General features: G+C 40.9%; 27 protein-coding genes and 1 pseudogene. 5 read left to right on the top strand and 23 right to left on the bottom strand.

Annotated elements, in window-relative coordinates:
- Positions 1 to 3 precede the first annotated feature (3 nt).
- From ACFING_RS06635 to ACFING_RS06605, 7 genes are read right to left on the bottom strand one after another with little or no spacing between them, the layout of a single operon-like run.
- Complete coding sequence (locus ACFING_RS06635) at positions 4 to 981, bottom strand: tail fiber protein (protein WP_375630251.1); 978 nt, start codon at positions 979 to 981, stop codon at positions 4 to 6.
- A complete protein-coding gene (locus tag ACFING_RS06630) occupies positions 974 to 1,966 on the bottom strand; it encodes a transglycosylase SLT domain-containing protein (protein ID WP_375630250.1) in 993 nt (330 codons plus the stop codon). Before ACFING_RS06630 ends, ACFING_RS06635 begins: the two co-directional genes overlap by 8 nt.
- Positions 1,966 to 4,212 carry a hypothetical protein gene (locus ACFING_RS06625; protein WP_375630249.1) on the bottom strand — a complete coding sequence of 749 codons (2,247 nt, stop codon included), beginning with the start codon at positions 4,210 to 4,212 and terminating at the stop codon, positions 1,966 to 1,968. The genes ACFING_RS06630 and ACFING_RS06625 overlap by 1 nt, the downstream gene beginning before the upstream one ends.
- Positions 4,205 to 5,968 carry a hypothetical protein gene (locus ACFING_RS06620; protein WP_375630269.1) on the bottom strand — a complete coding sequence of 588 codons (1,764 nt, stop codon included), beginning with the start codon at positions 5,966 to 5,968 and terminating at the stop codon, positions 4,205 to 4,207. Before ACFING_RS06620 ends, ACFING_RS06625 begins: the two co-directional genes overlap by 8 nt.
- Entirely contained in the window at positions 5,968 to 7,023 is a 1,056-nt protein-coding gene (locus tag ACFING_RS06615) for a tail fiber domain-containing protein (protein WP_375612496.1), read from the bottom strand. Before ACFING_RS06615 ends, ACFING_RS06620 begins: the two co-directional genes overlap by 1 nt.
- Position 7,024: 1 nt before the next feature.
- A complete protein-coding gene (locus tag ACFING_RS06610) occupies positions 7,025 to 7,408 on the bottom strand; it encodes a hypothetical protein (RefSeq protein ID WP_375630248.1) in 384 nt (127 codons plus the stop codon).
- Between the two features lie 41 nt (positions 7,409 to 7,449).
- Entirely contained in the window at positions 7,450 to 8,907 is a 1,458-nt protein-coding gene (locus tag ACFING_RS06605) for a hypothetical protein (protein ID WP_375630247.1), read from the bottom strand.
- A 53-nt stretch (positions 8,908 to 8,960) separates the two neighbouring features.
- Between ACFING_RS06605 and ACFING_RS06600 the strand changes: the two genes are divergently transcribed.
- A complete protein-coding gene (locus ACFING_RS06600) occupies positions 8,961 to 9,383 on the top strand; it encodes a hypothetical protein (protein ID WP_375630246.1) in 423 nt (140 codons plus the stop codon).
- Positions 9,384 to 9,677: 294 nt separating this feature from the next.
- On the opposite strand, the gene ACFING_RS06595 is transcribed toward ACFING_RS06600, so the two are convergent.
- The 6 genes from ACFING_RS06595 to ACFING_RS06570 all read right to left on the bottom strand — a co-directional run bounded on the left by ACFING_RS06595 (position 9,678) and on the right by ACFING_RS06570 (position 15,968).
- Positions 9,678 to 10,127: a hypothetical protein gene (locus ACFING_RS06595; RefSeq protein ID WP_375630245.1), complete on the bottom strand. Its 450-nt coding sequence runs from the start codon at positions 10,125 to 10,127 to the stop codon at positions 9,678 to 9,680.
- Between the two features lie 19 nt (positions 10,128 to 10,146).
- Positions 10,147 to 11,289, bottom strand: a complete 1,143-nt coding sequence (locus tag ACFING_RS06590) for a N4-gp56 family major capsid protein (protein WP_375630244.1) — start codon at positions 11,287 to 11,289, stop codon at positions 10,147 to 10,149.
- 96 nt (positions 11,290 to 11,385) lie between these two features.
- The gene (locus ACFING_RS06585) at positions 11,386 to 12,297 is read right to left on the bottom strand and encodes a hypothetical protein (protein ID WP_375630243.1); all 912 of its coding nucleotides are present in this window, start codon (positions 12,295 to 12,297) and stop codon (positions 11,386 to 11,388) included.
- An 11-nt stretch (positions 12,298 to 12,308) separates the two neighbouring features.
- Complete coding sequence (locus ACFING_RS06580) at positions 12,309 to 14,363, bottom strand: portal protein (protein ID WP_375630242.1); 2,055 nt, start codon at positions 14,361 to 14,363, stop codon at positions 12,309 to 12,311.
- Positions 14,348 to 15,673, bottom strand: a complete 1,326-nt coding sequence (locus ACFING_RS06575; RefSeq protein WP_375630241.1) for a PBSX family phage terminase large subunit — start codon at positions 15,671 to 15,673, stop codon at positions 14,348 to 14,350. The genes ACFING_RS06580 and ACFING_RS06575 overlap by 16 nt, the downstream gene beginning before the upstream one ends.
- Positions 15,654 to 15,968 (bottom strand): hypothetical protein, encoded by a 315-nt coding sequence (locus ACFING_RS06570; RefSeq protein WP_375630240.1) that lies wholly within the window; start codon positions 15,966 to 15,968, stop codon positions 15,654 to 15,656. Before ACFING_RS06570 ends, ACFING_RS06575 begins: the two co-directional genes overlap by 20 nt.
- A 297-nt stretch (positions 15,969 to 16,265) precedes the next feature.
- Here ACFING_RS06570 and ACFING_RS06565 point away from each other — a divergent pair, with 297 nt between their 5' ends.
- Complete coding sequence (locus tag ACFING_RS06565; protein WP_375630239.1) at positions 16,266 to 16,874, top strand: hypothetical protein; 609 nt, start codon at positions 16,266 to 16,268, stop codon at positions 16,872 to 16,874.
- Between the two features lie 63 nt (positions 16,875 to 16,937).
- Here the strand turns inward: ACFING_RS06565 and ACFING_RS06560 are convergent.
- The 5 genes and pseudogenes from ACFING_RS06560 to ssb form a co-directional block, all read right to left on the bottom strand.
- Positions 16,938 to 17,175 (bottom strand): annotated as a pseudogene (locus ACFING_RS06560) (CopG family transcriptional regulator).
- 28 nt (positions 17,176 to 17,203) lie between these two features.
- Entirely contained in the window at positions 17,204 to 17,536 is a 333-nt protein-coding gene (locus tag ACFING_RS06555; RefSeq protein ID WP_375630238.1) for a type II toxin-antitoxin system PemK/MazF family toxin, read from the bottom strand.
- Entirely contained in the window at positions 17,536 to 17,793 is a 258-nt protein-coding gene (locus ACFING_RS06550; RefSeq protein ID WP_375630237.1) for an AbrB/MazE/SpoVT family DNA-binding domain-containing protein, read from the bottom strand. The genes ACFING_RS06555 and ACFING_RS06550 overlap by 1 nt, the downstream gene beginning before the upstream one ends.
- A 95-nt stretch (positions 17,794 to 17,888) precedes the next feature.
- Positions 17,889 to 18,383 (bottom strand): hypothetical protein, encoded by a 495-nt coding sequence (locus ACFING_RS06545; protein WP_375630236.1) that lies wholly within the window; start codon positions 18,381 to 18,383, stop codon positions 17,889 to 17,891.
- A gap of 53 nt (positions 18,384 to 18,436) precedes the next feature.
- Positions 18,437 to 18,880, bottom strand: a complete 444-nt coding sequence (gene ssb / locus ACFING_RS06540; RefSeq protein WP_375630235.1) for a single-stranded DNA-binding protein — start codon at positions 18,878 to 18,880, stop codon at positions 18,437 to 18,439.
- Positions 18,881 to 19,075: 195 nt separating this feature from the next.
- Here ssb and ACFING_RS06535 point away from each other — a divergent pair, with 195 nt between their 5' ends.
- Both ACFING_RS06535 and ACFING_RS06530 read left to right on the top strand, forming a co-directional pair.
- Positions 19,076 to 19,375 carry a BrnT family toxin gene (locus ACFING_RS06535; RefSeq protein ID WP_375612484.1) on the top strand — a complete coding sequence of 100 codons (300 nt, stop codon included), beginning with the start codon at positions 19,076 to 19,078 and terminating at the stop codon, positions 19,373 to 19,375.
- A complete protein-coding gene (locus ACFING_RS06530) occupies positions 19,353 to 19,658 on the top strand; it encodes a BrnA antitoxin family protein (RefSeq protein ID WP_273756873.1) in 306 nt (101 codons plus the stop codon). The genes ACFING_RS06535 and ACFING_RS06530 overlap by 23 nt, the downstream gene beginning before the upstream one ends.
- A 125-nt stretch (positions 19,659 to 19,783) precedes the next feature.
- Here the strand turns inward: ACFING_RS06530 and ACFING_RS06525 are convergent, their stop codons facing one another.
- The 5 genes from ACFING_RS06525 to ACFING_RS06505 all read right to left on the bottom strand — a co-directional run bounded on the left by ACFING_RS06525 (position 19,784) and on the right by ACFING_RS06505 (position 22,774).
- Positions 19,784 to 20,299: a hypothetical protein gene (locus ACFING_RS06525; RefSeq protein WP_375630234.1), complete on the bottom strand. Its 516-nt coding sequence runs from the start codon at positions 20,297 to 20,299 to the stop codon at positions 19,784 to 19,786.
- Entirely contained in the window at positions 20,286 to 20,633 is a 348-nt protein-coding gene (locus ACFING_RS06520; RefSeq protein ID WP_375630233.1) for a hypothetical protein, read from the bottom strand. The genes ACFING_RS06525 and ACFING_RS06520 overlap by 14 nt, the downstream gene beginning before the upstream one ends.
- 182 nt (positions 20,634 to 20,815) lie before the next feature.
- On the bottom strand, positions 20,816 to 21,202 hold the full coding sequence (locus ACFING_RS06515; RefSeq protein WP_375630232.1) for a hypothetical protein: 387 nt from the start codon (positions 21,200 to 21,202) through the stop codon (positions 20,816 to 20,818).
- Positions 21,186 to 22,328, bottom strand: a complete 1,143-nt coding sequence (locus ACFING_RS06510) for a YdaU family protein (protein ID WP_375630231.1) — start codon at positions 22,326 to 22,328, stop codon at positions 21,186 to 21,188. Before ACFING_RS06510 ends, ACFING_RS06515 begins: the two co-directional genes overlap by 17 nt.
- A gap of 128 nt (positions 22,329 to 22,456) precedes the next feature.
- A complete protein-coding gene (locus tag ACFING_RS06505; RefSeq protein WP_375613675.1) occupies positions 22,457 to 22,774 on the bottom strand; it encodes a hypothetical protein in 318 nt (105 codons plus the stop codon).
- 85 nt (positions 22,775 to 22,859) lie between these two features.
- Here ACFING_RS06505 and ACFING_RS06500 point away from each other — a divergent pair, with 85 nt between their 5' ends.
- Positions 22,860 to 23,456, top strand: a complete 597-nt coding sequence (locus tag ACFING_RS06500) for a S24 family peptidase (RefSeq protein WP_375630230.1) — start codon at positions 22,860 to 22,862, stop codon at positions 23,454 to 23,456.
- Positions 23,457 to 23,877 lie beyond the last annotated feature (421 nt).

The following is a 23,877-nucleotide window of genomic DNA, read 5'->3' as shown; positions in this document are numbered from 1 at the left end:
AACTCACGATTTTATGGCATAAACAACCGGTACATTAACAGGGCGTGTTTCTGCCTCGCCCGTTGAAGAAATCGTTACCTTATGCGTGTGCACTCCAGCAGGTTGTGTATCTTTTGTATAATATGAATTACCAAAAGCAGGATTTCTGCCACCTATTTGACCAACTCTTGTAACCATAGAATAATCATGCTTATGCGTATGTTGACCTGCCTCTTCAATGGTACAAGCATGTGTATGAGATTTAATGCTGTCTTTTTGCACCTCTGCGAAGTCTCTATTTTGATCTAAACCGCGCCCATTATCAAAGCCGCGCAAAAACATTCCTCTAAAGTCTGGAACTTTAAAGGTTGTATCGCTGTTTTTTCCCCATTTATCCCCTATCGCCTTGAATAATTGCGGATAATCCTTGCGTTCATAAGTAGCGCCATCACATAAAAGCCAGCCGTTTGGGACTTCTTGCATAGCAAAGGTCGCAATAAAACCACAAGGAAAGGTTTCGACCTTCGGTGGTGGAATGGGGGTAGGGTTTAAAAGATACCAGCCATCAAGACCTTTTGTTGATACGCCATCATTATAGACTATTTCATAAATACCATTTGTTTGTAACTCACCACCTGTCAATGATACTATTCCCGTGCTGGTGGCTTTATAGAGTGGCTTTGCTCCTATATTATTCATGTTTATTGTTGTCGTACCAATATTTATACCACGCGCCTTAAAGCGGATAATGATATCGTTTTTATATTTTGCTATTGGCGAAACCGTCGTCAACGTGATTGATGTTGTTTGTTCCTTTCCATTCACAATAAACTTTGAGTCAAGAGAACCACCATTATCGGCAAGATATTCACGTATACGCTGCATCATGACCCGCGCACTATCATTAACAGAACTAGGCGGCTGCCCTTCTGCCCAATTAATGATACTATCGGAATTCGCATTTTGATCAGCTGTGAGTGACCAGTCATAAATATCAGACATGATAAGCTCCCGTTCTTCTTAATAGCTCTTCGCGCAATTGCTCTTCTTTTTGCCGCCCATAGGAACCAACAGATTGCCGCCTAGAAGGATCAATAAGAGGTGTTAAATCTGTCGGTCCCCCAGTCGATTGTGAGAAACCCGCCATGACTGGTTGCTGTAACATTTGTTGCTGTACCATCTGTGCCTGCTGTTTTTGTCGTTCTCCATTCTCTCTCATTAAATGAAGCAAACCGGAAAAGCCCTTTTTAAGAGCACCTGCATCAATACCTTGTGCTTGCAATGGTGTGGTTTCCATAATCTGTCCTGTTAAATTGTCTCTGCTTTCAGGTGCCATCATTCTGTTTGGGAATGGCGTGTCATATGCCATCAATTGGTTGCCCCCTTGATCACCTTGACCCACTTGATTACCTTGAAGTGTCTTTTGAAGCCTCTCAAACCCACGCAAAGGACCCACCTCGTTTGGTGCTGCTTGTCCATTGCTTTGGTTTTGCTGTATCGTTCTCTTCAAAGCATCTCCCGTTTTATTGTAAAGCCCATAAATATGATTCATAAAATCCCCTGCTGTAGCTTCCATATTGCCACCATTGAGTGTGACTGCCTGTCGACCTAAAAGCTGGCTTGCTGGAATATGTGGATTTTTGATAAGCTTTACTGCCCCTGCTGGTCCTTGTTGGTGTGCGAGGTAAAGCTCTGCCTCTGATGGCTCTCTGCCTAATGCTGTGACTAAATAACGCGTATTATCCTTCGTTAACCGTGCCATAGCATCGGTTGCTTGAAAGGGATCAAACTTGTCATTCAGTTGATAGTGTTTTGCTGTTGAATCGAGAAATTGATACAGCCCCCCTGCACTGCTGTTCTTATTTTTTGCATTTGGATTACCATTACTTTCTATCATAGCAACACGTTCAAGAAAGCTTTCTGGTAAACCATATTTTTGTGCTGCCTGTGAGATAGCACGCTTCACTTTAGGATGAAAATTGATCATTAGTTTATAACCGTTCTATCAACGCTGCTATTCAAAATAATGCCAACAAAATTAATGAATTTCGTATAATTTTCTCGTGTTATTAAGCGTTTCTTTTCTGCTTCATGAAACTTCTTAATTAATTCAATGGCTTTTTCTCTTGCTAACCCAAAATCTCCTTTTTCCCGCGCTGTTATAAGCGCTGCAATATCTCTCTCAGTATCTTTATGGACGCTTGAGAATTTGCGTCCAAATTCTCTTGCGAAATTTTTTACAACTGCCTTGATGAAAGCAATCTTTCCTATACCCATAGTCTGTTGTTTCCCCCTCTCTTCCACTTCACCTATATGGTTTGGCAAGCGTGCAAAAAGCTTTGTTCTTTCCACTTCTGGTCGCAACACTTTCATAAGTTGCTTAGCTTTATCCTCGCCAAAAATACGCTGCAACTTTTCTTGACCATTTTGCGTGTCAAACAAACTCAAAAGATTGTGGTCAAAATTCTGTGCATTGCCTGCCGCATGTTCTAGTTGCGACCGTATACCTTTTTGAAAAGCCTCTTTTTCCATCAACCCAAAATCCGAAAGTTGACTGTTAATTGTGTCGAGATTAACGCTCTTCTTCAGTGCTTGCTCTCCCTGCTCGAGGGCATCACCAATAGTACGCTCGTCATAATAAATTTTCCGTGCTTTAGCATAATCTGGAGAGGACGTATCTAAAACGTCCAGAATGCGTTGTTTGAACAGAGTCAAATCTCGCGCATATCCTTGTTTTCCTTTGATGCGCGCAGAATTAATTTGATCATCCAAAACCTCTTTCATCTTATGTAAAATTCGCATATTCAGCTTTGGATATCCATTGCTCCCTATAACTGTTGCATCCGCTTCATTTGGCATTTGCGCAATTGCTTTTTTATAGGCTTTTTGGAAGGCAGGAGTTTCTTGCAACCGCGATAAATCTTTACTGACAGCATTAGAAATGGGAGAAGCTTTCGCCCTCTCATAAAATGGTTCAGCCTTGTTCTGTGCTTGTTTGATAATCTCTTGCTTTAAATCAAGCGTATCTACTTTTGGACCCATCACATCTGTCAACGCATCCTTTACCCGCAGTGCACTCGCATCTTGTCTAGCTCCCAAACGATTACTTATGAGCGAATATGTATCATGGTCTTTTTTTGCTGCCTTAAAAGCTCTTTTAGCAAGCTCATCATGAAGATCAATAATCATTGAATCAGGACCTCGCTGTTTTAATGCTCTTTCAAGTTTATCAACACCTTCATCCCCTAAAGTTTGGCTTACATCCCTAAGCGCTCTATCGCTTATCTGAAATGCTTCTTTTTCTACACCTTGTGTTATTGGTTCAGTTTTACCAAACAATTTCTCAGCTGTTTTTTTGACAACAGCAGATGTTTTCTTAACACCAGAAGCCGTTACTTTGAATGGTTTTGTAACAAAAGGTGTAACCTTTAAAGCAGAATGTGCCACAAATGGTGTTGCAACGCCTAACCCTGCACCAAACCCAGCAGACACTAGAGTATCTGCAAGCCCTTCCCCTTCACCACTGCCTGCTATTCCACCATAAATGGCTCCAGTTTTTGCTGCACGCCCCAAGCTAAATTTTGCCGCCTCTTTACTTGCTACTGCTTTCATTGCTGCTTCACCTGCAGCTTTTGCCGCTGCCCGTTCCGCACCCTCAGCTAAAGCAGATTGCACCGCCCTTTCTCCTGCTGCTAAAGCTTTACTGGTTATTTGTGCTCCTGCAACACCAGCTCTTCCTCCCAGCACAACATCAGCCCCAATTGCCGCACGAGCAGCAGCAGTAGCCCCTGCCGCGGGTGGAAAGAGGGCAGAAGCAATTACGGGTGCCGCAGCACCCGTTAAATTCCCCGCAAGAGATGCATAAAAATGATCTCGGTTCGCCGCTCTTTGATAATCACGCCATCGCTTTGTCACTTCATTATACTTTTTGACTGCCTCTTTATCTCCCATCCAATAAGCAATAGGACCCGCTTCTGATATTCCGGCTATTTCATCATCATAGCCCATAGTTAACCCATGAAGAGCTCCCCATCCAAAAGCACCCGCAACACTTGGATGTGGACCATCTTCTTCTGTTTCCTCTGTTGCACCATTATTTCCTGTAACAGAACCACTTAGCCTTTCCTTATTCTTCGCGAAAAGCTCTTGAAGCTGTTCTGGTGTATAGTCACTTATGTGCCCAATGACTCTTGTGTTTTTACGATTAATAAGAGGGGGGATTACTTCAGCCATTGGTTTGTTTCTCCTTAATGCGTCCATCTCTATCAACGAACAACATGCCTTCCGGCAATGCTTCTATCTGTTTTTCTAGTGGATCATTTGACTGTGCATGATTTCCCTTATAAGCATCTTGCCCATAGGCGGCTCGAACGAGCTCGTTTGTTGCTTCTGCACCACCAAAAAGAATTGCGCGCGTTGCTGCATTGGATTTATTGAAAGTGTCAATAACTGTTTTTAAAGATTTCTTCATTTGCTCTGCAGAAAGATCTTGATACAGTGCTGCTACAGAGTTTTGCAATGCTTGCAATTCCATATTAGACAAATTCCCAAAGCCAGATGCGCCATTTGGTGAAAATGCTTTTGCTTTTCTCAAGGCATCAAGCCCGATACTTGCCTTCAATGAATCGAGCATATGCCCAAAATCTTTTGCCTTAGAATTAGGAAGGAACGACCCTATAGAACCCGTGAAACCAACAACATGCGGGTGTTCCTCAATAGTTTTTAGCAATTCTTTAGATGCTGAGAGTATACGATTTGACCTGTCTGCTGTTTCCAGAATTCGCATTTGCATTTGTTGGTTTTTACGCTCCTCCTCCTTCTGTTCTTGAATTAATTTATGTTCTGAACCACTGCCTGCAATTGGCACCGCACGTATGCCACCAAGTGCATTTTCATCCTTAACATACATATAACCTGATTCAGGCTTTGACAGCATGCCATCAGTATTTCCCCCTAATCCAGAAGCAGTGGAACGTTGTCCCCCTTGGACTGGGATAATTTTCCCTGTGCTTGTTGAGACTTGGAAAGTCATATCCTCAGGCAATCCTTGCTCTGCCTTTTCTTCTGATGTCAATGTTCTATAGCCTTCTTGAGGGCTTAACGTGTTGCCTATAACTTTCATGGCAAGATCTGGATATTGCATGATTGCTTGTGCGTCTTTATCACTATATCCTTTAGAGCGTAAAAACTCAAAAATTGGTCTATTTTGAGCACGTACATTATTGCCCTGCCGCATAACAAGCGCCGCATTTGAAAAACTTTCCTGTGGTGTCTTTCCTGATGCTAACCCTGCAAAAAAATCCATGAGATGCTCGGAAAATTCTGATTTTCTAAAACGCTCCCATAAGCTACTTGGATTTGCTCCTGTCTGAACAAAGTTATCAAGTGACTTGATATAATCTGTTTTTTGTTCAAGATCACCACTTGCTTTTAAATGCTCCTCTTCTGGTAAGTGTGCATTCAAATGTTTTTCTTCTCCTATAGGTGCATCAAAAAGCTTTTCCTCATCATTTCCAGAATCGTTTTTCAAAGAGTTTTCCGCTATAGATTTCTCATTAAGTTGAGCAATATAATCCATCACATCTTTTTGCTGTCGCCCAGCTTCATCCCCATTAGACTGATCAATGTTCGCAACGAGTGGAGATTGAGGAATCATTGATGCAACACCTCCCTGATCTGAGAAGTCATACTTTTGTTGCTCTGGCGCCTCTTGTACCTTAACAGTATCCTTTGAAACATCCGGCAATGGAGGCATTTGGCGCTTTAAATCATCTGTAGACATAATCAATTCTGCTGGCGTTTTTTTCCCAGCTTGTTCTGTCCCTGCTTGAGAACCACGAATAAGCTCTGTAGGACTCAATTTTTGTGGAGTATTATCCCCATTGCTCACATCAAAAGAGTTTGTGCTAAAAGCAGCAAGTTCCAACGCTTTACGCTTTCTATAAGCTTTTTCACGCTCTAATGCATTTAATTCTTCTCGCCAAAACATCACTGCACCCTTTCCATCTCAAAGCCAAGCTTGCTATAATCCACATGCAAAAAACCTGTCGCCTTATGCAAGAAAACAGCTTCTGGCTTTGACTTCAAAACATCCTGTGCCATCACCCCGCGATAGCGCTCTGGGTGCCCCTTGTAGTTGTATTCATAGAGTTTATAGCCATTTCTCTGCCCAGCTTCTCTGATGTTTTCTTTTGCTCTGATATCACTAAGCCCAGCAAAAGTACCAAGGATAGTTCCAACATTTCCAACAATCTCCCACGGATTAGGTTTTGGCTGTGGAGTCAATGTCGTCATTTGTCCTGTTCGCGTTCCATAATTTCCAGCAACAGCCCCACCAGCTGCAAGCAACTTACTTAACTGGTCCCAATCAAGATTGTTCTGCTGCTCCCATTTTTGCCGCTCTTCATCTAATTGCCGTTGATGATTGGCATCAAGTACACTCCCTCCCGTCAACGCATTAAGATTTGCCTGACCTTGACCTTGAAAGAAGTTATTGGCGCCCGCCAACTGATTTTGGTTTGCTTGGTCAATGAGACCATTGGCATTCATCATGTTGTTGACATCTTGGTTATATTGCTGTGATAAAGCTTGTGTTGCTATGCCCCCCAATTCATCAGCCAAAACCCCAGTATGCGCCCCAGAACCATAACGCCCAGCACCTGCCAATGAACTATTAATAGAATTTGTTGCCTTATTTAATGTGTTTTGAAGCGCTTCATCAAAGTAAGGGTTATTGCCTATTTGTTGCCCTGAAGCCATGTTCTTTAAGTTTTGGCTTGTTGCATTTTGCCCTGTCGCTATTCCATTTAAAGTGTTGTTATCATAGTTATGCGTATTATTGCTAAGCCCATTAATCGCATTCTTTGTTTGATCACTTAAACCCGCAACACGCTGCCCGTCATAAACGGCTTTTCCGCTGCCTTGGTTATAAAAAGTCATGGCATCCTTAGCGGCATGTTCAAAAATACCTTTTGCCCATGCAGGGGGTTCATTTGTTTGCGTCGTGTTTTGGGTATTCTGGATTGGTTTAGAACTTTTTCCCATGTTAAAGCTGCTTTCTATATTCTAAAAGATTAACGAGATATCCATGCGTTTTAAGAGATTTTTCCCACCCTCGCCTGCCTATGATGACAAGCTCTTTTGCCCCTTTTTCCTTGTAATAAGCTTCAATCTGAGTGATAAGCTTCGTTAAGGGCGCTCCTCCCTTTCCACCAAGTGTGACAATAACCGCCCTTAATGCTCCAGTGACGAGTTCTTGTAACTGTGTTGTGACATGCGCCATAAAGTTTTCATGCGCATCAACGATAATCCAAAGAACTTTTTCTCCCTTCAAGATATCATTTAAAATGGTCTCTGTATTATAATCATCAGGGAATTTTTGATTAAAATAAGCTATCGATTTTATGACATTGTCAAAATAGGGCGCCATTTGTTCAGCGCTCCATTTTTCTGTATTATAGATCTTAAAACTCATCTTATGCCCGCGGGTTTGAGCGTTACATCAAAGCCTGTTATATGCGTCCATGGCGTGCCTTCTGGTATTCTCAGACGCAAAGCGTGATAACGCGCCCGTGAGCGGATATTATACATCCCAATATTATAGCCGGCATAACGCTCTTTAGCCCAATTTAATTGGTTCTTGTTATCAATGATAAATGCCGCCCCAACACTTAAAAAACCTTTTGTTGTATCCGCTTGAACAAAAGCCTCACTCATCAGGTTGATTTGCCTGCCCGTATCCCCCACAATTTGTGAAGCAATAACTGCTTCCATCGGAGGACCTGCAAAAAAACCAAATGTGTTGTCTGGCGTAAAGGCTCCCAAAACAGGCGCACCATTTTGCCACATTTTACTATCAAGAGAAGCTGGTAAATCTTTCAAGCTCTCTTGTACTTCGTCTAAGCCTTCTAATGTATAACCGGCTGCAAAAAGGGGAAATAAGAGAAGGTTCTGCCCCTTAATGACACTCCATATTTGTAAGAGCCAATCATAAACATAAATATGCATCCCTTCGGTGTTATCATTGATAGAAAAATAAACACGAGAATAGACCGGATCAATACATGCCCTCATCTCATCAATGGCAAAGTTATTGTAAAGTGTGAAGATAGTTTTATCGACTTTTCCAAAGCCAATAGGGAGCATTTCACCAGCACTGTTGATTTGATAAAAACCATCATCAGATGCAAAGAAAGTACAGTCTCCACGGCTTGCAATTGCTGTGCTGCTTTTCGCCCCTATTTTGTCTTTTATTTTTGCAAAACTGAAGATAATTTTAGAGCCTGGTACAAAGGTTGCGTGATAAATGGCGGAGCGCATGAAAATAAGTGGATTTGTTGATTCCGTAGATCCTTGAACATATTCTCCATCGGGAAAATCTTGATAATCGCAACTTTTCTCCCCAACCGTCCAATGTGTCGCATCATTCAAACCTGACCACTGAACACGGTTTGGCTTATCTGTTAATTGCATCAGGCAAACAAAATCACCCCACACACGCACAAGTCCAGCACGCGGGGGATTACCGCTCAAATCACAAAACCTTTCATCCGTTTTTAACGAAAGCATTTGTGGTGGGTCATTGCTATTAACAGCAATGATATGATCACCAAAGGAAGCAAAAGACCAAAGTGCAGTCTCATTGGCATGATACTGTGTGTGAGGCTTGCTAATGTCTTTCCAGCCGCGCGTGCTGTTGTCGTATTCATAAAGTTTTGTTGGTGCCCCCACAATGATGCGCACACCACCCAATGAGCGCACAGCATAGACCCCCAAAATCACATCCGGAAAAGGATCTGAGACCGGCGCCACAATGGGAAACGGAATATACGAATTTGGTGCAGGTAAAACGTTCACGATCTCACTAGAATAACCACTATTAATAAATGCAACATCTGGTCTATACTCAGCAATAGGAATAAAGGTCATCAGAAATCCGTGTGTTGAATTTTTAACAAATTCTTGCGCCGTGATGTTTCAATTTGAAGCGCATCGAGTTGCTCTTGATACATGGCAAAAGCTGCAGCTGCCATCTGTGGTTCTTTAATAATATTGGTATAAATTTCATATTTTGCACGCGTTTTGATCAGTTCATAGGCTTCACAAAACCATATGGACGCTTCTTGTGCACTCTCAATATCTTTTATTCTTACAGGGTCAAGAATAAGCCTGATAGAATAAACGCGCTCTGGTGTTGGATACAAGACAAGCTTTTGTTCAAAATAAGCATAGCGTGTAGGCATGCCATGGCTACAATCATCCTCAAGGCTCTCAATAACAAGCTGATCTACCTGCAAAAGCTTTGCTTTGCTGTGATTATCTTCATAAATATAAGCATCAACAATGCGAACAGCCCCTGTTATAGAGGGATGTGCCTCGGCGCCATAACGGCTTTTGCCCTTTAGAGTGGTAAAAACAACTTCGCGGCTTTCATTGAAATAAAAAGGCAATCGTTCACAAAAGCGAATAGCCGAAAATATCGCCCTTTGCACTTGATCAACATACTCATCTGTTTGATCATCTATTTCATCCTGAATATCATTGATCATCTGGATAAAATTTTTATCCCAAGGAGCAATGGTCTGTTTGTCTCCAATCGGACCACCTGTCTGTACTATTATTGTCATATCACCCTCTTCCAAATGTCTTGGGGCATCTTGTATAGGAGGGGGACGCAAGCAATAAACGCCCCCTTGCCTTTAACGATTAGTGTAAAACTCAACAATCACCTCAGCATCACCTTTGGTGCTTTTCTTGTCTCGTGTCATGTAAATCGTACTTTCAGCTTCTAATGGAACATCTCGTTCCTCCATGGGTATGTACAGATTGCCATCGGTAGATTGCCGAAGCCCTACATCTCCATAATCATTACCATGAGGCTCTTTTCCAAATGTAGCTGTTACATCTTCAAAATCCTCCATGGTATAAGCTGTAATACTTTTTATAAAAGCCCCTCGGGGTAGAACGCCAATTTTTGTTATCAACCCTTGGTCTGTACATTTAACACGCGCCCGTAAATAACTAACCTGCTGCGTAGAGTTGTTGCGTCCTTGCAAAACAGGTGGCAATCCCTCATCTGTCATGCCAACGGTTTCAACTGTTTCAACGGTTTCATCAGGTTCCTGTGTAATTAGCGATTTTTCTGCCATAATTGTCATCCTTTAATAATTAGCTTGCTTCGGCAAAAGAAGGGATAACAATCGTACCAAAATCCTGCCCCCCTTGATCAGAATGCGGCAAGGTATAGCGTGATTTTTTCATGCCGATAATGGTTTTAGCTGCAACCCCAAATTCACGTTGATAATCAAACAGTTCTTCAACAAGTTTATAGCGTGTTCCCCCTTTCCCATCGCCTCCTGTTGCTCCATTGCCAACGCGCCCATAAGCCATGATAACACTTTGCGCACCAAGCAACACAGCACGACGAACAGAGGGAACAGGCTCTTGTGTCTTTGAATTAACACCATTGGGGACATGCTCTGCTTCACGCAAAATGACACCGTTATACATCCCCAAAGAACCATTAAAAATTGGGTTCTTAGCTCCAGAGCCATCATAAGCTGCCTTGGTAATGTCTAACCATTGCCCGCTCTTTGTATTGGTACGCAATTGAGTTACCTGTGTTGGGTGGAGATACATCACATATGCCGATTTTCCATCAACACGAACCGGACGCAAACGTGGATTAGCAAGTTTAGCGCGTTCAACAGCCCGATCTATAAGATCTAATGTAAAAACATCGTCTTTTGTAAGTTCTTCATCAGTCTTTTTCTTATTGGCACGAATAATACGCAGTTTGCTTGGCTCTAATGGAGCATTAAAACCATAATGTACGGGTTTAAGGGTTATGCTGCGTCCTTCGAAGTGAATCCATGGTGCTGTATAACCTGCTGCCTGAATGAAGAACATCAAACTTAAGCGATCTGCATACCAATCAACAAGCCCATCCTTTGCTTCTGTTCGTAAATTAAATAAAACACGTTGTTGATCAATGGTGCCTTCATACTTTACGCGTACAGCATGAGAAAGCTCGTTAATACGCACCGTTTCATTCATAAATTGGAGGGCTTCTTCATTGCCTTCCAGCGTTTGTCCCTCGCTAACGCCATCCCCCATAAGTTGGACTCTTAATCCGCTCGTCACAGAGTCACCAGCGGATTTTCCTAGCATATCCAATACTTGAATAATGCTGTTTTTTCCTTTTCCCATCAGCGGTGCAATGAGCAACGCTTTTGAAGTTTCTGTGTTTAGCATCTTAGCCCAAACGCCAACGGCTAATGGGTCATTAAGATTTACCTGTGTTACTGCCATTTCAATCAATGCCTTTCTTGGTTTTAAAACTCGCCTTGCGGCACCCCCAAACGATAACAATCACTTGGTTCTCTCTGTTGCGTCACCACGCACATCTCACGCTCTGCTCATAATTTGTTCAAATTTTTCGGGATTTTTCTCAACCCATACAGCAAATTCGGCTTCTGGCATGGAAAAGAGCGTTCTCACATCCATACCGCCTGTTGGAACTTGTCCGCCGCGCGCTGTAAGCGTCCGCGCTGCTTGAGAACGCTCTTGAAGAGCTCCTACTTCGTCCTTAACGGGCGCGCCACTATAGCCAAAAGCTTTTGCTTTTTGCACCAGCACCTCAATTGGATTTATACCGGCTTTCTGACACTGCTGGCATATTTGGCGCAATTCAGCACCAATTTGTTGTTGCCGTGCCTCTGGGTCTTTCCATTGTGGATAAAGGCTTGCTTGCGCTTGTAAGACACTGTCTGCTCTTTCATAGAGATAGTCCGTGATACTGTCTAAATCTGGATATTTATCTTGTACTTGCGCTTTGGCTTCCTCGAAATAATCCCCCAACTTTTGGCGTTCATATTCCTCTTGACTCATGCGCTCTTGGCTCTCTCTCATATGAGAAAACTCATCAAGCAATTTCTGTTGTTCCTGTACCTTATGACTAAGCCATGCAACATGTGCTTGTGGGTCGTCTTCTAGGGAGGGAACATTTTCCTCACGGCGGCGCGTGATTTCTTCCTGCATTGCGGCATATTTTTGCGCAAGTTCAATAGCCAATTCACGCGCTTCAATGGCGCTTTGTTCTGCCTTTTGGCGTGCTTGCCGCTCTTGCTCTAGTTTATCAGATTCTATTACATCAGAATTTGGCTGCTCTTGAAGTGGTTCTACAGCTGGTTGTTCAGAACTTTCCTCTGCATCAACAACTTCCTCAACTTGTTCTGGCTCGACCAACTCAACAACATTATCACTGGCAAAATGTTCATCATAGATTGCTTGTTCTTCAGGCGTAAACTCTTCTTCCATATTCTGTCCCTTCAATGTGTTATTATATTTTTTGTCAAAACTCGATAGTGTTCCAACTGTGCCTGTAAAGCTTTGCGTTCTAAGTCACGCTGCGCTATCTCATTTTTTGCCTGTTGAAGTTCGAGCTGCATACGCGCTTGTTCTTGTTTCAAGAAAAGTTCGATATTTTTCTGCTGCAATGCCGTTTGTTTCTGCTGCGCATCAAGTTGATAGAGTGTGCTCTTTGCTTGCGCTTCTTGCTGTAAAACAGCAATCTTTGCTTGTTGCTCTGGAGTTAATTGTGCTCCTTGGCTTTGTTGCATCATCTGCTGTTGCTGCTGTTCTTGTTGTGCCTGCTGTGCTTTTGCCGTTAAATTTGCTACCAATGTTGCCGGTAGTGGGGAAAGCTTTAAAAGATCTGGAATCATCTCCGGTGTTAAGAAACCACCAAGCAGCGGCAACATCTGCGTAATTGCTGCAAAAGTTTTCTCTTTTTCATTGGGGCTTGTCGGTGAATCATCAACAATAATGTCATACTCAAGCGTCGTAACAGCTTCACGCGTCAACGGCACATATTGGGCATTCTCTTGTCCAGAAATACGTACCAGACGCCCATCAGAGAGATAATTCTGGATAAGATAAAGGATAATCTTTCCCTGCCTACACCGATAAAGCTTGAGATTATCAAACAGCCCCGCAAGCAAATTAAGCGTTGATTGCCGGCGTGTATTTTCCAGCACATTGGCTTGGTTGACCTCCCGTGTTCCGATAAACTCAGCCGATAACCCTGTTACATGCGTTATCGCTTCACGCGATTCATTAAACAGCTGGAAAAATCCATTGGGAAATTGTGCACTTGGCTTTGGTTGAATTTTCCCTCCTGTAAGCGCGCCATTTTTAACCCAAGTAATCGTATCCGTTCGCGCCCAGCTTTCCATGGCTTGGCGATCATCATCGAAAGCGTCTCGTTCTGCCATCAAGCCGCCCTTAGACTGGCTATTAAGGATATACATCACTTGGCTAAAATATTTATTCGACCATTTTTGTGGATCTTTTGCGGGGCGAACAATCCCGTAAAACTGGTTTTTAAGCTTATCCAGCGTGCCCGTGATACACTCCCACCCAAGTTGCCCATCAGGTGCTAATGGCTTATCGGGCTTTGCTAAAAGACGTCGTCCCAGAAAAGCGCGTCTCACCACTTTTTTATTAAAACACACCCCTTGTAATTGTGGCATTACCCTTTGAAGCTGTTCAAACTCCTGTTTGCTATAGTTGCGCATCTGGCCGGTTTGAAGATCAGGCGCCTTGTAAGTGGTCTCATATTCAAACCAACGGCATTCAACCAGCGTAACATAGCGTTTCCCAGAATACGGATCTGAGAGAGAAGTCGCATTGGAGTCATCTTGATACGCATCAAGCGACACATGAGAATCCTCAGAAGCGGTTGTACTATCGATAGCCCAATCGGCGTTAAGATCTTCAACAGCAACATCAGGAAAAAGACTTTTAGCATCCTCAACGGATTTGCGATCAACATACCACATACGCTGTGCGTCAATGAGATTTGGTCTTACAGCATTGGCATCCCAAACCATTTTTAAGGGATCTAAACGTTGAACAGCAGGTATCCCTTCGGGATCTGTATCATAATCAAGCCGCGTATCTGTCCAGCCCATACCGCAAATAACCATATCCTGAAAAGCATCGGAATCGGCATATTCCGCCTCTGCCTCATCACGAAACCATTCTGCTGCTCCAGTAAGCAATTCATTGGGTATTGCTGCTCCCATTTGCCGTGGTTGAAACTGTACTTCGCGCTTATTATTACGCTCCGCCCCAACAATAGCATTCACAAGGGGTGCAATGCGGTTAAAAGTCATGACAGGACGGCGTTGCTCTTTTAAAACCGCAAGATCTTCCTCTGCCCATTGACGACCATTATAAAAATCAAAATCTTCACGCGCCTGTTCACGCCATTCATTAACATGTTCAATATCTTCTGCGTACCAAGACTTTAAACGCTTATAGAGTTCATATTCATCGAGGATTGTCGTTTTTTGAAAGTCTTGATCTAGAATGCCATCCATGATGCCGCTTCTCTTTCCATAGTGCAATAACGCTCTTGCTTGGGTTTGACACTGGGTGCTTCATAGACAATGCACATTAAACCAAAGGCATCCGCCCCATGGCTCGACCAATCATGCTCTGCACCCAAACCAATGCCGCGCTTCTCATCCCATTTCTCATGATACCAATTCAGTGCTTTGCGCCCTGCTACCGTCATCTCTTCATTAAACCAAACAGACGGCAAAATACGCCGCACCGCCTCTATACGCATCTTAACCGCCCCTGCCCCTTGATTAGGGATCACTTGCGTTTCAAAACCCGCATCATTTAAAGCACTCTCAAAACTCACATTGTGCACACGGTCTCTGGTCGCACCATCATGGGGCAAAACCATCAATGCTTTCTCATAGCCATTTTGACGCAACCAGCCTATATGCTCCGATAACGGTTGCCCCTGTGCTTCATAATAATTAAGCACTCTGATCTCTCTACCAACAAATTGCGCTATCCATATCGCCGTGGCATCTGCCTTAGCGCCTGTCCCCCCAATATCCCAAAAGGCGCGTATTTGCATTAAAGGATCACGCGCAACGCGCCCTATCCGCCCCTCTTGCTCGGCTGCCAACATTTCCTTTTGATAATAAGCGCCTTGAACCGCTTTCAGATAATCCCCTTCCCAGATATGCTTATAGGTCTCGGGGCGGTTTCTCAGATCATCAAGCCGCGCTTCATTCAAGATTTTCGGAAACTTCGGGTTGTCTGACCAGTTGATCTCAACACGCTTAATTGCCTCATTGTCTGAAAAGCGAAACCGCTTCTCAACCGGTGCATTCTCTCGCAATGGGTTCCATGTCACCCATAATTCTGCCCGCCATCCCTCTCCTTCTTCTCGCAAAGTCGGTATAAGCGTTTGCCAAGCCGTCTCTGTAACGGGCTCTGCCTCATCAACCCAACAAAGCAAAATACGCCCCATAGACTTGATACTGGCTATATTGCGGTCCAGACCAGAAAACTGAAAGGCTATACGACCATCTATCGACTTAATCGACGACTCCCCAACCTTGTAATAGTCCTTTAAAAAGTCGTGCGCTTCAATAGCGCGTTTAATTTCCTCCAACGAACTTTCTGCTAGCGAGTTTTGAAACTGACGTGCACAAAGAATGGTCCCCGATATCCCCTGCATACCAAATTGATAGCCTTTTAAAGCCGCCATCAAGGCAAATGATCTTGTCTTCCCAGACCCTCGTCCACCCCAAGCCGCTCGTACCAAAGCGTCTCCTGTAAAAATCGGTATAAGTTTTGGTACAATACTAATCTGTCGTGTTGTCATTGACCAAAGGCGCGATTTCTACACGCGTTATCACCTTAATGGCTCCCCCATCTTCCCCTGTCACTTGAAGAGGCAAAATCTTCCCCAACAATGCCAAATAAGCAGCGGGGCATTTGATTGCCTGTTTTTCGAGATAAGAGATCAAACCATCATCACCATATTTCTTACCAGCGCGCTCTGCTGCCTTAAGCACTGCTTCTTTCAAAATACGTGTCGTTTTATTTGGCACGCCTTTTACCCGCCCTTGACCTGCCTTTGGGGGCGTTCTTTTTGCAAGTTTTTCAGTGGTTTTCATGTGTGTTTCTTTTTGTAAACAAGATAATAAAAAAACCCCGCAAAAGCAGGGCTCTGAACAATCATATAAACTTATAAGAAAGGTTATACCTTTACCGTAATTCTAGACGCAATTCGACTAGTACAGCAACGCCATAAAACACTATTATTCACACCATGTCAACAAAAAAAATCACTATATTGTGTATTTTTTATTTTTTTCACCTAAATCTAGTGTCTTTAACAACCAACCACTCACAATTGTATCTTCTAAACGAATCAATTATACAACTGAGAAATTAATAAAGGGGGGAGGAGTATGGAACCAATATCAATATATTTAAGTGCAATAGTAGTAATAATTGATGTACTATTTATATCAGGTTCTCTATCTCTTCGAGTTTTGACAGCAATATCGATTATTTCTATTTTCTGGTCAATCTTTAGATATGTATTTTCGTCGCCCTACTGCGAAATAGGTGATAATTATTATTATGATAGTAGTGATTTCACGCACGTACTGATATCTATAGCTATAATATCTACAGGAATCCTTCTCTACGAGTCCTTAGATGTGGGAATAATAGTACTCGTAATTACAATACCAATCATGCTGTTTTTGTTTCTTTTGTATGTAGAGATCGAAATCACAATTTGCCTAGTAATAGGAATCGCTATACTTCATTTTTTCGGAGTCCCAACAACAATTTTGTTAGTAATAACAATCTTCCTTGTTGGTCTGTATGAGTTTTTAGCATCAAAAGGATTTAAAAGTTTTTGCGATACTCATAATAATCTAGTTAATTCCTATAATTCAGTGCTAAAAGACCGTGACAATGCTGTTAGGGAACGAGATGAGGCGATTGAAGAACGGGACAAATTAAAAAAGAAATTCAAACATTTAAATTACTCAGATGATTACTTTTAAATCAACATAGCGATAAGCTTTTGTGAAAATATTTGCTCAGCTTTTGCTTCAGTTTGTTAACACCTAATCGTCGAGGAACAAGCCAAGCTCTCTCCTCGCCTCTTCAGAACTATAAAAAGCTGCTTCTCCTCTTTGAACGGACTCTCTTACTTACTTGTGAAGCTAAATAATAATCCTCTGCTTCCTCTATTCCGCATTCAATAATCTCGCGTAGATAAAAAGATTTTGTACGTCCTATCTTAGCAGCTAAATTATTCAAACGTGTTTCAAGTTCGCTAGGCAACCGAATAGATACTGTCATAATCTTTGTATCCACTGTAATACAAATACTAAGTTAGAAATGTCGATAATTTGGCTAGCACTTCATTCATAATTATAGAGGGAACTGTTTCCATTTTTTTTCCATTACGTGCTGCTATATCGATAGCACGTGGTTGATCACAACGTATCACACCTGTTGTATGCAATCCTGTTCCTGCCAATGAAACAACAAACCCTGCTGTTCTCGCAAAATTTCCTCCACTTGTAATGGGCAAAACAACTGGTGTTTTTGTTACACGATTAAACGCCTCCGGTGACACAATCAGTACAGGACGCGCCCCTCTTTGCTCATAACCAGAAGTTGGGTCAAGCGATACAAACCAAATTTCACCCCGCTTCATTACAAGAGCTCTCTGCCAACAGGATTAGCATCAAACCACTCCACATCCTCATCCGCAAAATCATCTGAAGGATTACATTGCGCTAATAATTCTTCAAGGGTGTAATTTGGCGATATCTGTGGTTTCACAACCAATTGTCCATTATCAATAGCCAAACCCACTTGCGTATTTTCAGTAAGGTGAAGAACATCAAGCAATGCGGGCGGTATAGAGAGCATAACTGACCCTCCAACTTTACGTAATTTTGTTGTATGCATAAAACACTCCCACTAATATTATATAAAAATATAACATTCTAATGTTTATTCTTCAAGAGCTTTCATGCTTTTATAGGAAAATAACAGCAAAACATTTACCATTTGTTTTTTCTGTTAAAATATTTATGAAGCGCGTTAAGAGCGACCCACAATGAATTCACAAGATGTGGTAATGTTTTGTCTTCGACAACAATATATTGTATTGCTGCATAAAGATTATACTGTCTATAGAGATGTTGTGTTTCTTTTATCGCCTCTTGCATATTAGAAAACTGTTCTGTTGCAAATTCAACCCATTTTTCTCTTGCTTTGTCATCAGAAGATGATGGTATTTCATCATAAACAGCGCTTGGTAAACCTTTTGCACACAAATAGTCATTTTTCACTTCAAGATATTTTTGCGCAGCATCATACTGGTCTTGAGTAAGCATGCCTTGCAAACACAGCCGCCCAACATAAGTACCAGCAAGCGGATTTTTAGCCTCTTCAATAGTCAAACCAAAGCGTTTAGCACGCATTTCAATTGCCAATTGATTAACAGGATCTTGACGTACTTTCACTTGTGAAATGTAAGCATCTTTCTTCTTCATACATCCCCTAATCTGTGGGAGCCCACATGTTTCTCTTTGTTATATTTTATCAATCAAAATGGTATGCTGTCATTAAGAGATGCACTATGATCAGCGGCACCTGAAGCGATAGCATAATTTTGAGAAGTAACGGAAGAAGGGGCAGATTGATCTTTCTTTACATCAAGCAAATACAACTCGCCTTTGAATTGTGGTAAAACAATCTCTGTTGTGTAACGGTCATGCCCATTTTTATCTTGCCATTTGCGTGTCTGTAATTTTCCTTCTACGTAAACTTTTGAACCTTTGTTTAGATACTGAAGTGCAATTTTTGCCAAATGTGGATTAAAAATCACAACTGAATGCCATTCAGTTTTCTCTACTTTTTGATGAGTATTTTTATCCGTATAGCTTTCAGAAGTTGCCATACGAAAATTGACTATTTCTGCTCCAGAATTCATTGTTTTGCTTTCGGGATCAGCACCTAAACGCCCGATTAATGTCACTTTATTTAGCATGTTTTTTCTTACCTTAAACTTGTACTTTAATACATAGAAAATCTTAGCATGATTTGCTTATTTTTTCAATTATTTCAAAATGATATTATTGTTTTTTAACATATAAAATTATATTTAATATGCAAAAAAAACATAAATAGTTCAGTGTTCATTTAAAACTCTTGAAATACATACATAAATGTATTAACATAAGATATGAAAATAAGATTTGAATGGGATGAAGCTAAAGCGAAAAGTAATCTTAGAAAGCACCGTGTCAGTTTTGAAATTGCTGCTCGTGTTTTTGCAGACCCGTTCGCCATGGTTAAACAAGACCGTATTGAAAACGGAGAATATCGTTGGCAAACTTTGGGTCTTGTGGATGGTTTTTTACTGCTGCTCGTGGCGCATACTGTCCATGATGATAAAGATGGTATAGAAGTAATCCGTATTATTTCAGCGCGGCGAGCTAACTCGAAAGAAAGGAAACGTTATGAAGAAGAAAGTTCTTTATGAAATTGATGTAGGTAACTTATCACCTTTGACAGATAAACAGAGAGTTGAAGTTGATAAGCTGGCTGCAATGCCGGACAGTGCAATTGATCATAGTGATATTCCGTCACTCAATGATGCATTTTGGAAAAACGCCGTTCGCAATCCATTCTATAAACCAACCAAAACTGTCACAACAGTACGTGTGGATTCAGACGTTCTAGCGTGGCTTAAAAGTCAAGGGAAAGGATATCAAACACGGATTAACGCAATTTTACGTGACGCCATGCTTCGTTCAATGCGTTGATCTCTTTCCTGCTACAAAGAGTATCAAACTGCTTTCGATAGTTTTTTATCTCCTTGTTGATCTCATCTATGAACGTTGAGAAGAGACAACGTAATCTGAACAGTTTTATAAAATCGGAAATTTTACTATAGCTTTTTAACTGAGCACTGTAGTGTGTAAATAGATATGTTTATTAAACTGCGTGTATGTAACATAAGAAACAATACACAAACTAAAAAAGAATACCAAAGAGCAATATCTGAGTACCAAAGTACAGTATCCAATGGAAAAGAAAGCTTATACTCCACGTACTTAGAAATGAAAGGTAAAGAAACAGTTTCTTTATAACTATTTGGAAAAATTAAAACGATAAGCGCTAAACTTATTAGTTTTAAGAGTCTGTGCAAATACTGTTGTAAATCACGTGTTAGTTTCACCCAACCCGTTGTATCATCATCTTTATATTTTGGATTGCTCTGCAATTCAGAAGGAATATGAGAATTGCATAAAATTGCAAAAACCACTGTGACTATTACCAAAGAAACAGATGCGAATGTCAAAATACTTTGAATAAAGTAGGGATTTTTTTTAATTCCTAAAAAACATAAAAATATAAAAGTTATAATGCCAAACAAGGCTCTTAGCTGCTTATCTGTAAACATATTTATTTCCTGCGGTTTTCGATAATTTTTTGATCTCTCTGTTAATCTCATCTATAAGAGGTTCGTAATTGAGAACGCTTTTCGGAATAGCACCACTGTAAACCCATGCTTTTACTTGCGCTTTGGTACTAAAATCCGCATTTTCTGGTGTGGTATAATACTGGCCGCCATCAAACTTTTCACACTCTCTTGTGCCGTCTTCATATTCGTAGAGGTTGTAAAAATACTCCTCTGCTCCGTTCCCCCAAGGAACATAACCAACAGCTGTTGCAACAAACTCTTTTTGCATGGGTTGTTTACGCTTTTTTAAGAACAGGTCTTTTAATATTCTCATGTTTTTAGTCCATAATTTTACCAATTGGTCTATTTACCTAAAATTTGACCGTACAGAGCGTTTTATATTGCGGATATGGTTTTCATCGCAAAATCTTTAAATCGCTTTGTACGGTACCTTTTTGTCGATTTAAATGCATGTCTAATCGTAAAATGATCAGCACTTTTCACTAGTTTGCTGTTTTAAGCCGCTTTAGAATTGCTACTGTCATGACACTCTTCACTAGGCTTGCCTATTCTCATGAATGAAATGCGCTTGCCTCCTAAGGCTAGGTTACGCGTATTTTCAACTGCTGTAAAAACCTTCTCAGCAACACCATAAAGCCTGCTTTCTAAATCACGACAATACTGCGCTAGATCAGCACAAGAGGGGACAAAGGTTGTGGACATGCCTTTTGCTTCACCACGTATAAGATTTTTAACAGCTTGCAATAAAGACCAGAGTGAAATGCCGTTAAGAGCTGCGATATAAGCCTTTGCACGCGCTTCTACATTCGAAACTTTTTGCATTGTCAAACCACCTTCAAGCACATCAAGAGCCTCTGCTATGTCTTCAACAGACGCTTTCAAGGTAAGTAAGTTTTGAACAGTCTGATAAGCTTCTAAAGCTTGTTTCTCTAGGGTTGCTGTCAATTGAATGCCATTTCTCAAGGTCCATGGGAACTCCAGAGTTACACATTGCTCTATCTGTTGCACGGTATCTTGTAGAGGCGTCACTAAGCTGTGTTGCACCGATAAGATTACGGATTGTCTCTCCGGTACCACCACGAGTTCTTTGATCTTTTGAAAAGTTTCCATTGTTTCCACCATTGTTGTTCGTATTTTTTATTTTTTCTAAACCCTCGATAGCTCTGCGTACCCAGTTACGCCATGTTGCTTGCCAATCGATTTTGGTTGCATTTGCTCCGGCTTTTGAACGCCAATAATCTCGAAACTTTGCAATTTCGACTTTGACGCGCTCTGGAGGCAAGCCCTCTGCAATGGCAAAATCGTAATCGGGTTCGAAATCATCCGGCAATCGACAACCGCGATTAGCTTGCGCTCGTTTTGCTTTTTTGGGAACGTTCTCTTGCTCGTGAATGGGAGGTTGGTTTTCTACACCCGTTGTGATTTGCTCTGATGTGGTCTCAACAGCAGCAACCTCTGTTGGCTCGTCAACCTGTTCGTTTGTTTCTAAACTTTCAGAACCAATTTCTTTTTTTGCTAAAACGATAGTTTTAGTTTTTTTATATATATTCTTATTCTGGTTCTTTATAGCTTGATTTTGCTTAGCGTTTGCTTCAGCAAAAAAAACGTTTTGCTTGTCATTTGCTTCAGCAAAATTATTAACATGTTGTTTTGTATTATTTTTTGCTTTTGCACCTTTTTTACCAGCCTCACTACGAACTTGCGATATGTGCTCTTTTTTATCAGCAAAATCGTTCAGCTCTTCTTCAACGCGCGTATTCCACAATCCATTATCTGTCTCAACAAGTTTATCATTTCTCATGAGATATTCGACAATAGCTGCAAATTTTTTCTGCGAACAATTGCAAGCACGTGCAAGCGTTTCAAAATCTTCTTTAATTGGTGCTTTTTTATCGTACATGCGAACGAGAAGCGTCATATAAGCGCCCCTTTGCTCTAACGTCATTCCATCTGTACCACTTATCCAGTCATACAAATGGAATCTTATCCATGGCATACCATTAGACATGCGCATCCCCTTTTTTTATTAAATATAAATGAGTGATCATAATCCCCCCCTTAAGGCTGTTGCCTATTTATATGTGCGCGTATGGTGGCGCGTAATCTATTAATTTGGTCTCTTTATTTAATGCCTGTTTAAGAATGTGAATGGTGCTGTTGATGTTCATTCTTTTCTGTAGAAGCAGCAATAAAAGCAGATTGTGAAGATAATTTAGAATCACATGATTGCGTCCTATAAAAAAACGAGAAAAAGTCTTCTGCCTTAATCGGTGCTCCAATTCTTTTGGCTTCATTCAAAAGAATTGGGATATGTTTTGTTGGAATTCTCCCACCAGTTCCACCTTTTGATATAGGACGGAGCCAGACATATACGCGTGTTCTATGAACCCCAAGCAACTGAGATACCCTACGAACCCCACCTAATAAATTTATTATTTCCGAAAATTGTTTCATAAGTCATATTGTAGCTTATTTAGGTACAAAATCAATAGAAAATGTAACGAAAATCACAAAAGATTTTTTTTCTAACAAAGATATAATGGAAACCATGAATAACATTATGAAAATTTGGCTAAGTGAAGCCTTACAAGAATCTGGATTATCTCAATCATCGCTTGCCAGACAACTAAGTGAGAAGATGCATCGCCCTATCTACCGCTCTGCAGTCAATAAAATGCTGACAGGTGAACGAGGAATAAGTGCACAAGAAGGTATAGCAATTGAGGAAATCACAAAATACCCACTTCCACGAAAAAAAACTATATCCTTAATGGGTTATGTAGGAGCAGGTTCAGAAATTATCCCCTATGAAGATGGTTGGCTTGAAGAAGTGGAAATGCCCCCATATATTACAAAGGATACATACGCAGTAAAAGTTGAAGGCGACTCAATGGAACCTTTCATTGAGGATAAATCTATTTTATTTTATTCAGAAAACATTTCTCCAAGTTTACTTCTTAATAAAAAAGCAATTGTCTATACGCAAGATGGACGTTGTTTTGTCAAAATAATAAAGCAAGGTAGTAAGCCTGGTTTATTTAATTTAGAGAGTTTAAATAGGTTGTATCCAGAAATAAAAGATATTGCATTAATTTGGGCTGCGCCTATAGACTGGATAAAACCACCGAGATTTTAAAATAGTTAAATCATATGAGCATAATTTTCTTCTTATCGTATATTTCTGTTAAGGAGAGAATTATGCAAATATTTGCAAAATAATCGATTAGAATATTAAAATTCAATGTAATTAGTATTATTAAATCTCTAGCTATTCTAAACATATATCCCTTTTTCAGTAATTACAGTTTTAATTTTCTAAGTGACTTTTTATATTTATGTAAAAAATTTCTAAAATCGGTACATATGTATTGACACATGTTCCTAAATACGCTACATTGGTATCCATAAACCACGCACAAACAATCGCCAAGAGGCATTAGGGAGGAAAAATTATGGATAAGCCAATTCTTATTAATTCCAATGAAATTTTATTAGTTGTCTATGATGATGATCAAAACATTGGTCGGTCGGGACCACTGGATGAAAGCCAAGTTCTA

The organism is Bartonella sp. AP150HLJHH, assembly GCF_042196385.1.
Taxonomy (GTDB): domain Bacteria; phylum Pseudomonadota; class Alphaproteobacteria; order Rhizobiales; family Rhizobiaceae; genus Bartonella.
The sequence above is the reverse complement of the archived record's forward strand: the minus strand, read 5'-3'. Positions and strand labels throughout refer to the sequence as shown.

Bases quoted from the DNA above. Each gene is read 5' to 3' on its own strand.
- ssb (WP_375630235.1), bottom strand. From the start codon at position 18,880: ATGCTAAATAAAGTGACATTAATCGGGCGTTTAGGTGCTGATCCCGAA.
- ACFING_RS06550 (WP_375630237.1), bottom strand. From the start codon at position 17,793: ATGCATACAACAAAATTACGTAAAGTTGGAGGGTCAGTTATGCTCTCT.
- ACFING_RS06630 (WP_375630250.1), bottom strand. From the start codon at position 1,966: ATGATCAATTTTCATCCTAAAGTGAAGCGTGCTATCTCACAGGCAGCA.
- ACFING_RS06535 (WP_375612484.1), top strand. From the start codon at position 19,076: ATGAAAATAAGATTTGAATGGGATGAAGCTAAAGCGAAAAGTAATCTT.
- ACFING_RS06615 (WP_375612496.1), bottom strand. From the start codon at position 7,023: ATGGGAAAAAGTTCTAAACCAATCCAGAATACCCAAAACACGACGCAA.
- ACFING_RS06570 (WP_375630240.1), bottom strand. From the start codon at position 15,968: ATGAAAACCACTGAAAAACTTGCAAAAAGAACGCCCCCAAAGGCAGGT.
- ACFING_RS06505 (WP_375613675.1), bottom strand. From the start codon at position 22,774: ATGAAACAATTTTCGGAAATAATAAATTTATTAGGTGGGGTTCGTAGG.
- ACFING_RS06580 (WP_375630242.1), bottom strand. From the start codon at position 14,363: ATGGATGGCATTCTAGATCAAGACTTTCAAAAAACGACAATCCTCGAT.
- ACFING_RS06555 (WP_375630238.1), bottom strand. From the start codon at position 17,536: ATGAAGCGGGGTGAAATTTGGTTTGTATCGCTTGACCCAACTTCTGGT.
- ACFING_RS06605 (WP_375630247.1), bottom strand. From the start codon at position 8,907: ATGACCTTTATTCCTATTGCTGAGTATAGACCAGATGTTGCATTTATT.
- ACFING_RS06510 (WP_375630231.1), bottom strand. From the start codon at position 22,328: ATGTCTAATGGTATGCCATGGATAAGATTCCATTTGTATGACTGGATA.
- ACFING_RS06565 (WP_375630239.1), top strand. From the start codon at position 16,266: ATGGAACCAATATCAATATATTTAAGTGCAATAGTAGTAATAATTGAT.
- ACFING_RS06525 (WP_375630234.1), bottom strand. From the start codon at position 20,299: ATGTTTACAGATAAGCAGCTAAGAGCCTTGTTTGGCATTATAACTTTT.
- ACFING_RS06635 (WP_375630251.1), bottom strand. From the start codon at position 981: ATGTCTGATATTTATGACTGGTCACTCACAGCTGATCAAAATGCGAAT.
- ACFING_RS06575 (WP_375630241.1), bottom strand. From the start codon at position 15,673: ATGACAACACGACAGATTAGTATTGTACCAAAACTTATACCGATTTTT.
- ACFING_RS06545 (WP_375630236.1), bottom strand. From the start codon at position 18,383: ATGAAGAAGAAAGATGCTTACATTTCACAAGTGAAAGTACGTCAAGAT.
- ACFING_RS06500 (WP_375630230.1), top strand. From the start codon at position 22,860: ATGGAAACCATGAATAACATTATGAAAATTTGGCTAAGTGAAGCCTTA.
- ACFING_RS06585 (WP_375630243.1), bottom strand. From the start codon at position 12,297: ATGGAAGAAGAGTTTACGCCTGAAGAACAAGCAATCTATGATGAACAT.
- ACFING_RS06530 (WP_273756873.1), top strand. From the start codon at position 19,353: ATGAAGAAGAAAGTTCTTTATGAAATTGATGTAGGTAACTTATCACCT.
- ACFING_RS06625 (WP_375630249.1), bottom strand. From the start codon at position 4,212: ATGGCTGAAGTAATCCCCCCTCTTATTAATCGTAAAAACACAAGAGTC.
- ACFING_RS06520 (WP_375630233.1), bottom strand. From the start codon at position 20,633: ATGAGAATATTAAAAGACCTGTTCTTAAAAAAGCGTAAACAACCCATG.
- ACFING_RS06590 (WP_375630244.1), bottom strand. From the start codon at position 11,289: ATGGCAGTAACACAGGTAAATCTTAATGACCCATTAGCCGTTGGCGTT.
- ACFING_RS06595 (WP_375630245.1), bottom strand. From the start codon at position 10,127: ATGGCAGAAAAATCGCTAATTACACAGGAACCTGATGAAACCGTTGAA.
- ACFING_RS06610 (WP_375630248.1), bottom strand. From the start codon at position 7,408: ATGGCGCCCTATTTTGACAATGTCATAAAATCGATAGCTTATTTTAAT.
- ACFING_RS06620 (WP_375630269.1), bottom strand. From the start codon at position 5,968: ATGTTTTGGCGAGAAGAATTAAATGCATTAGAGCGTGAAAAAGCTTAT.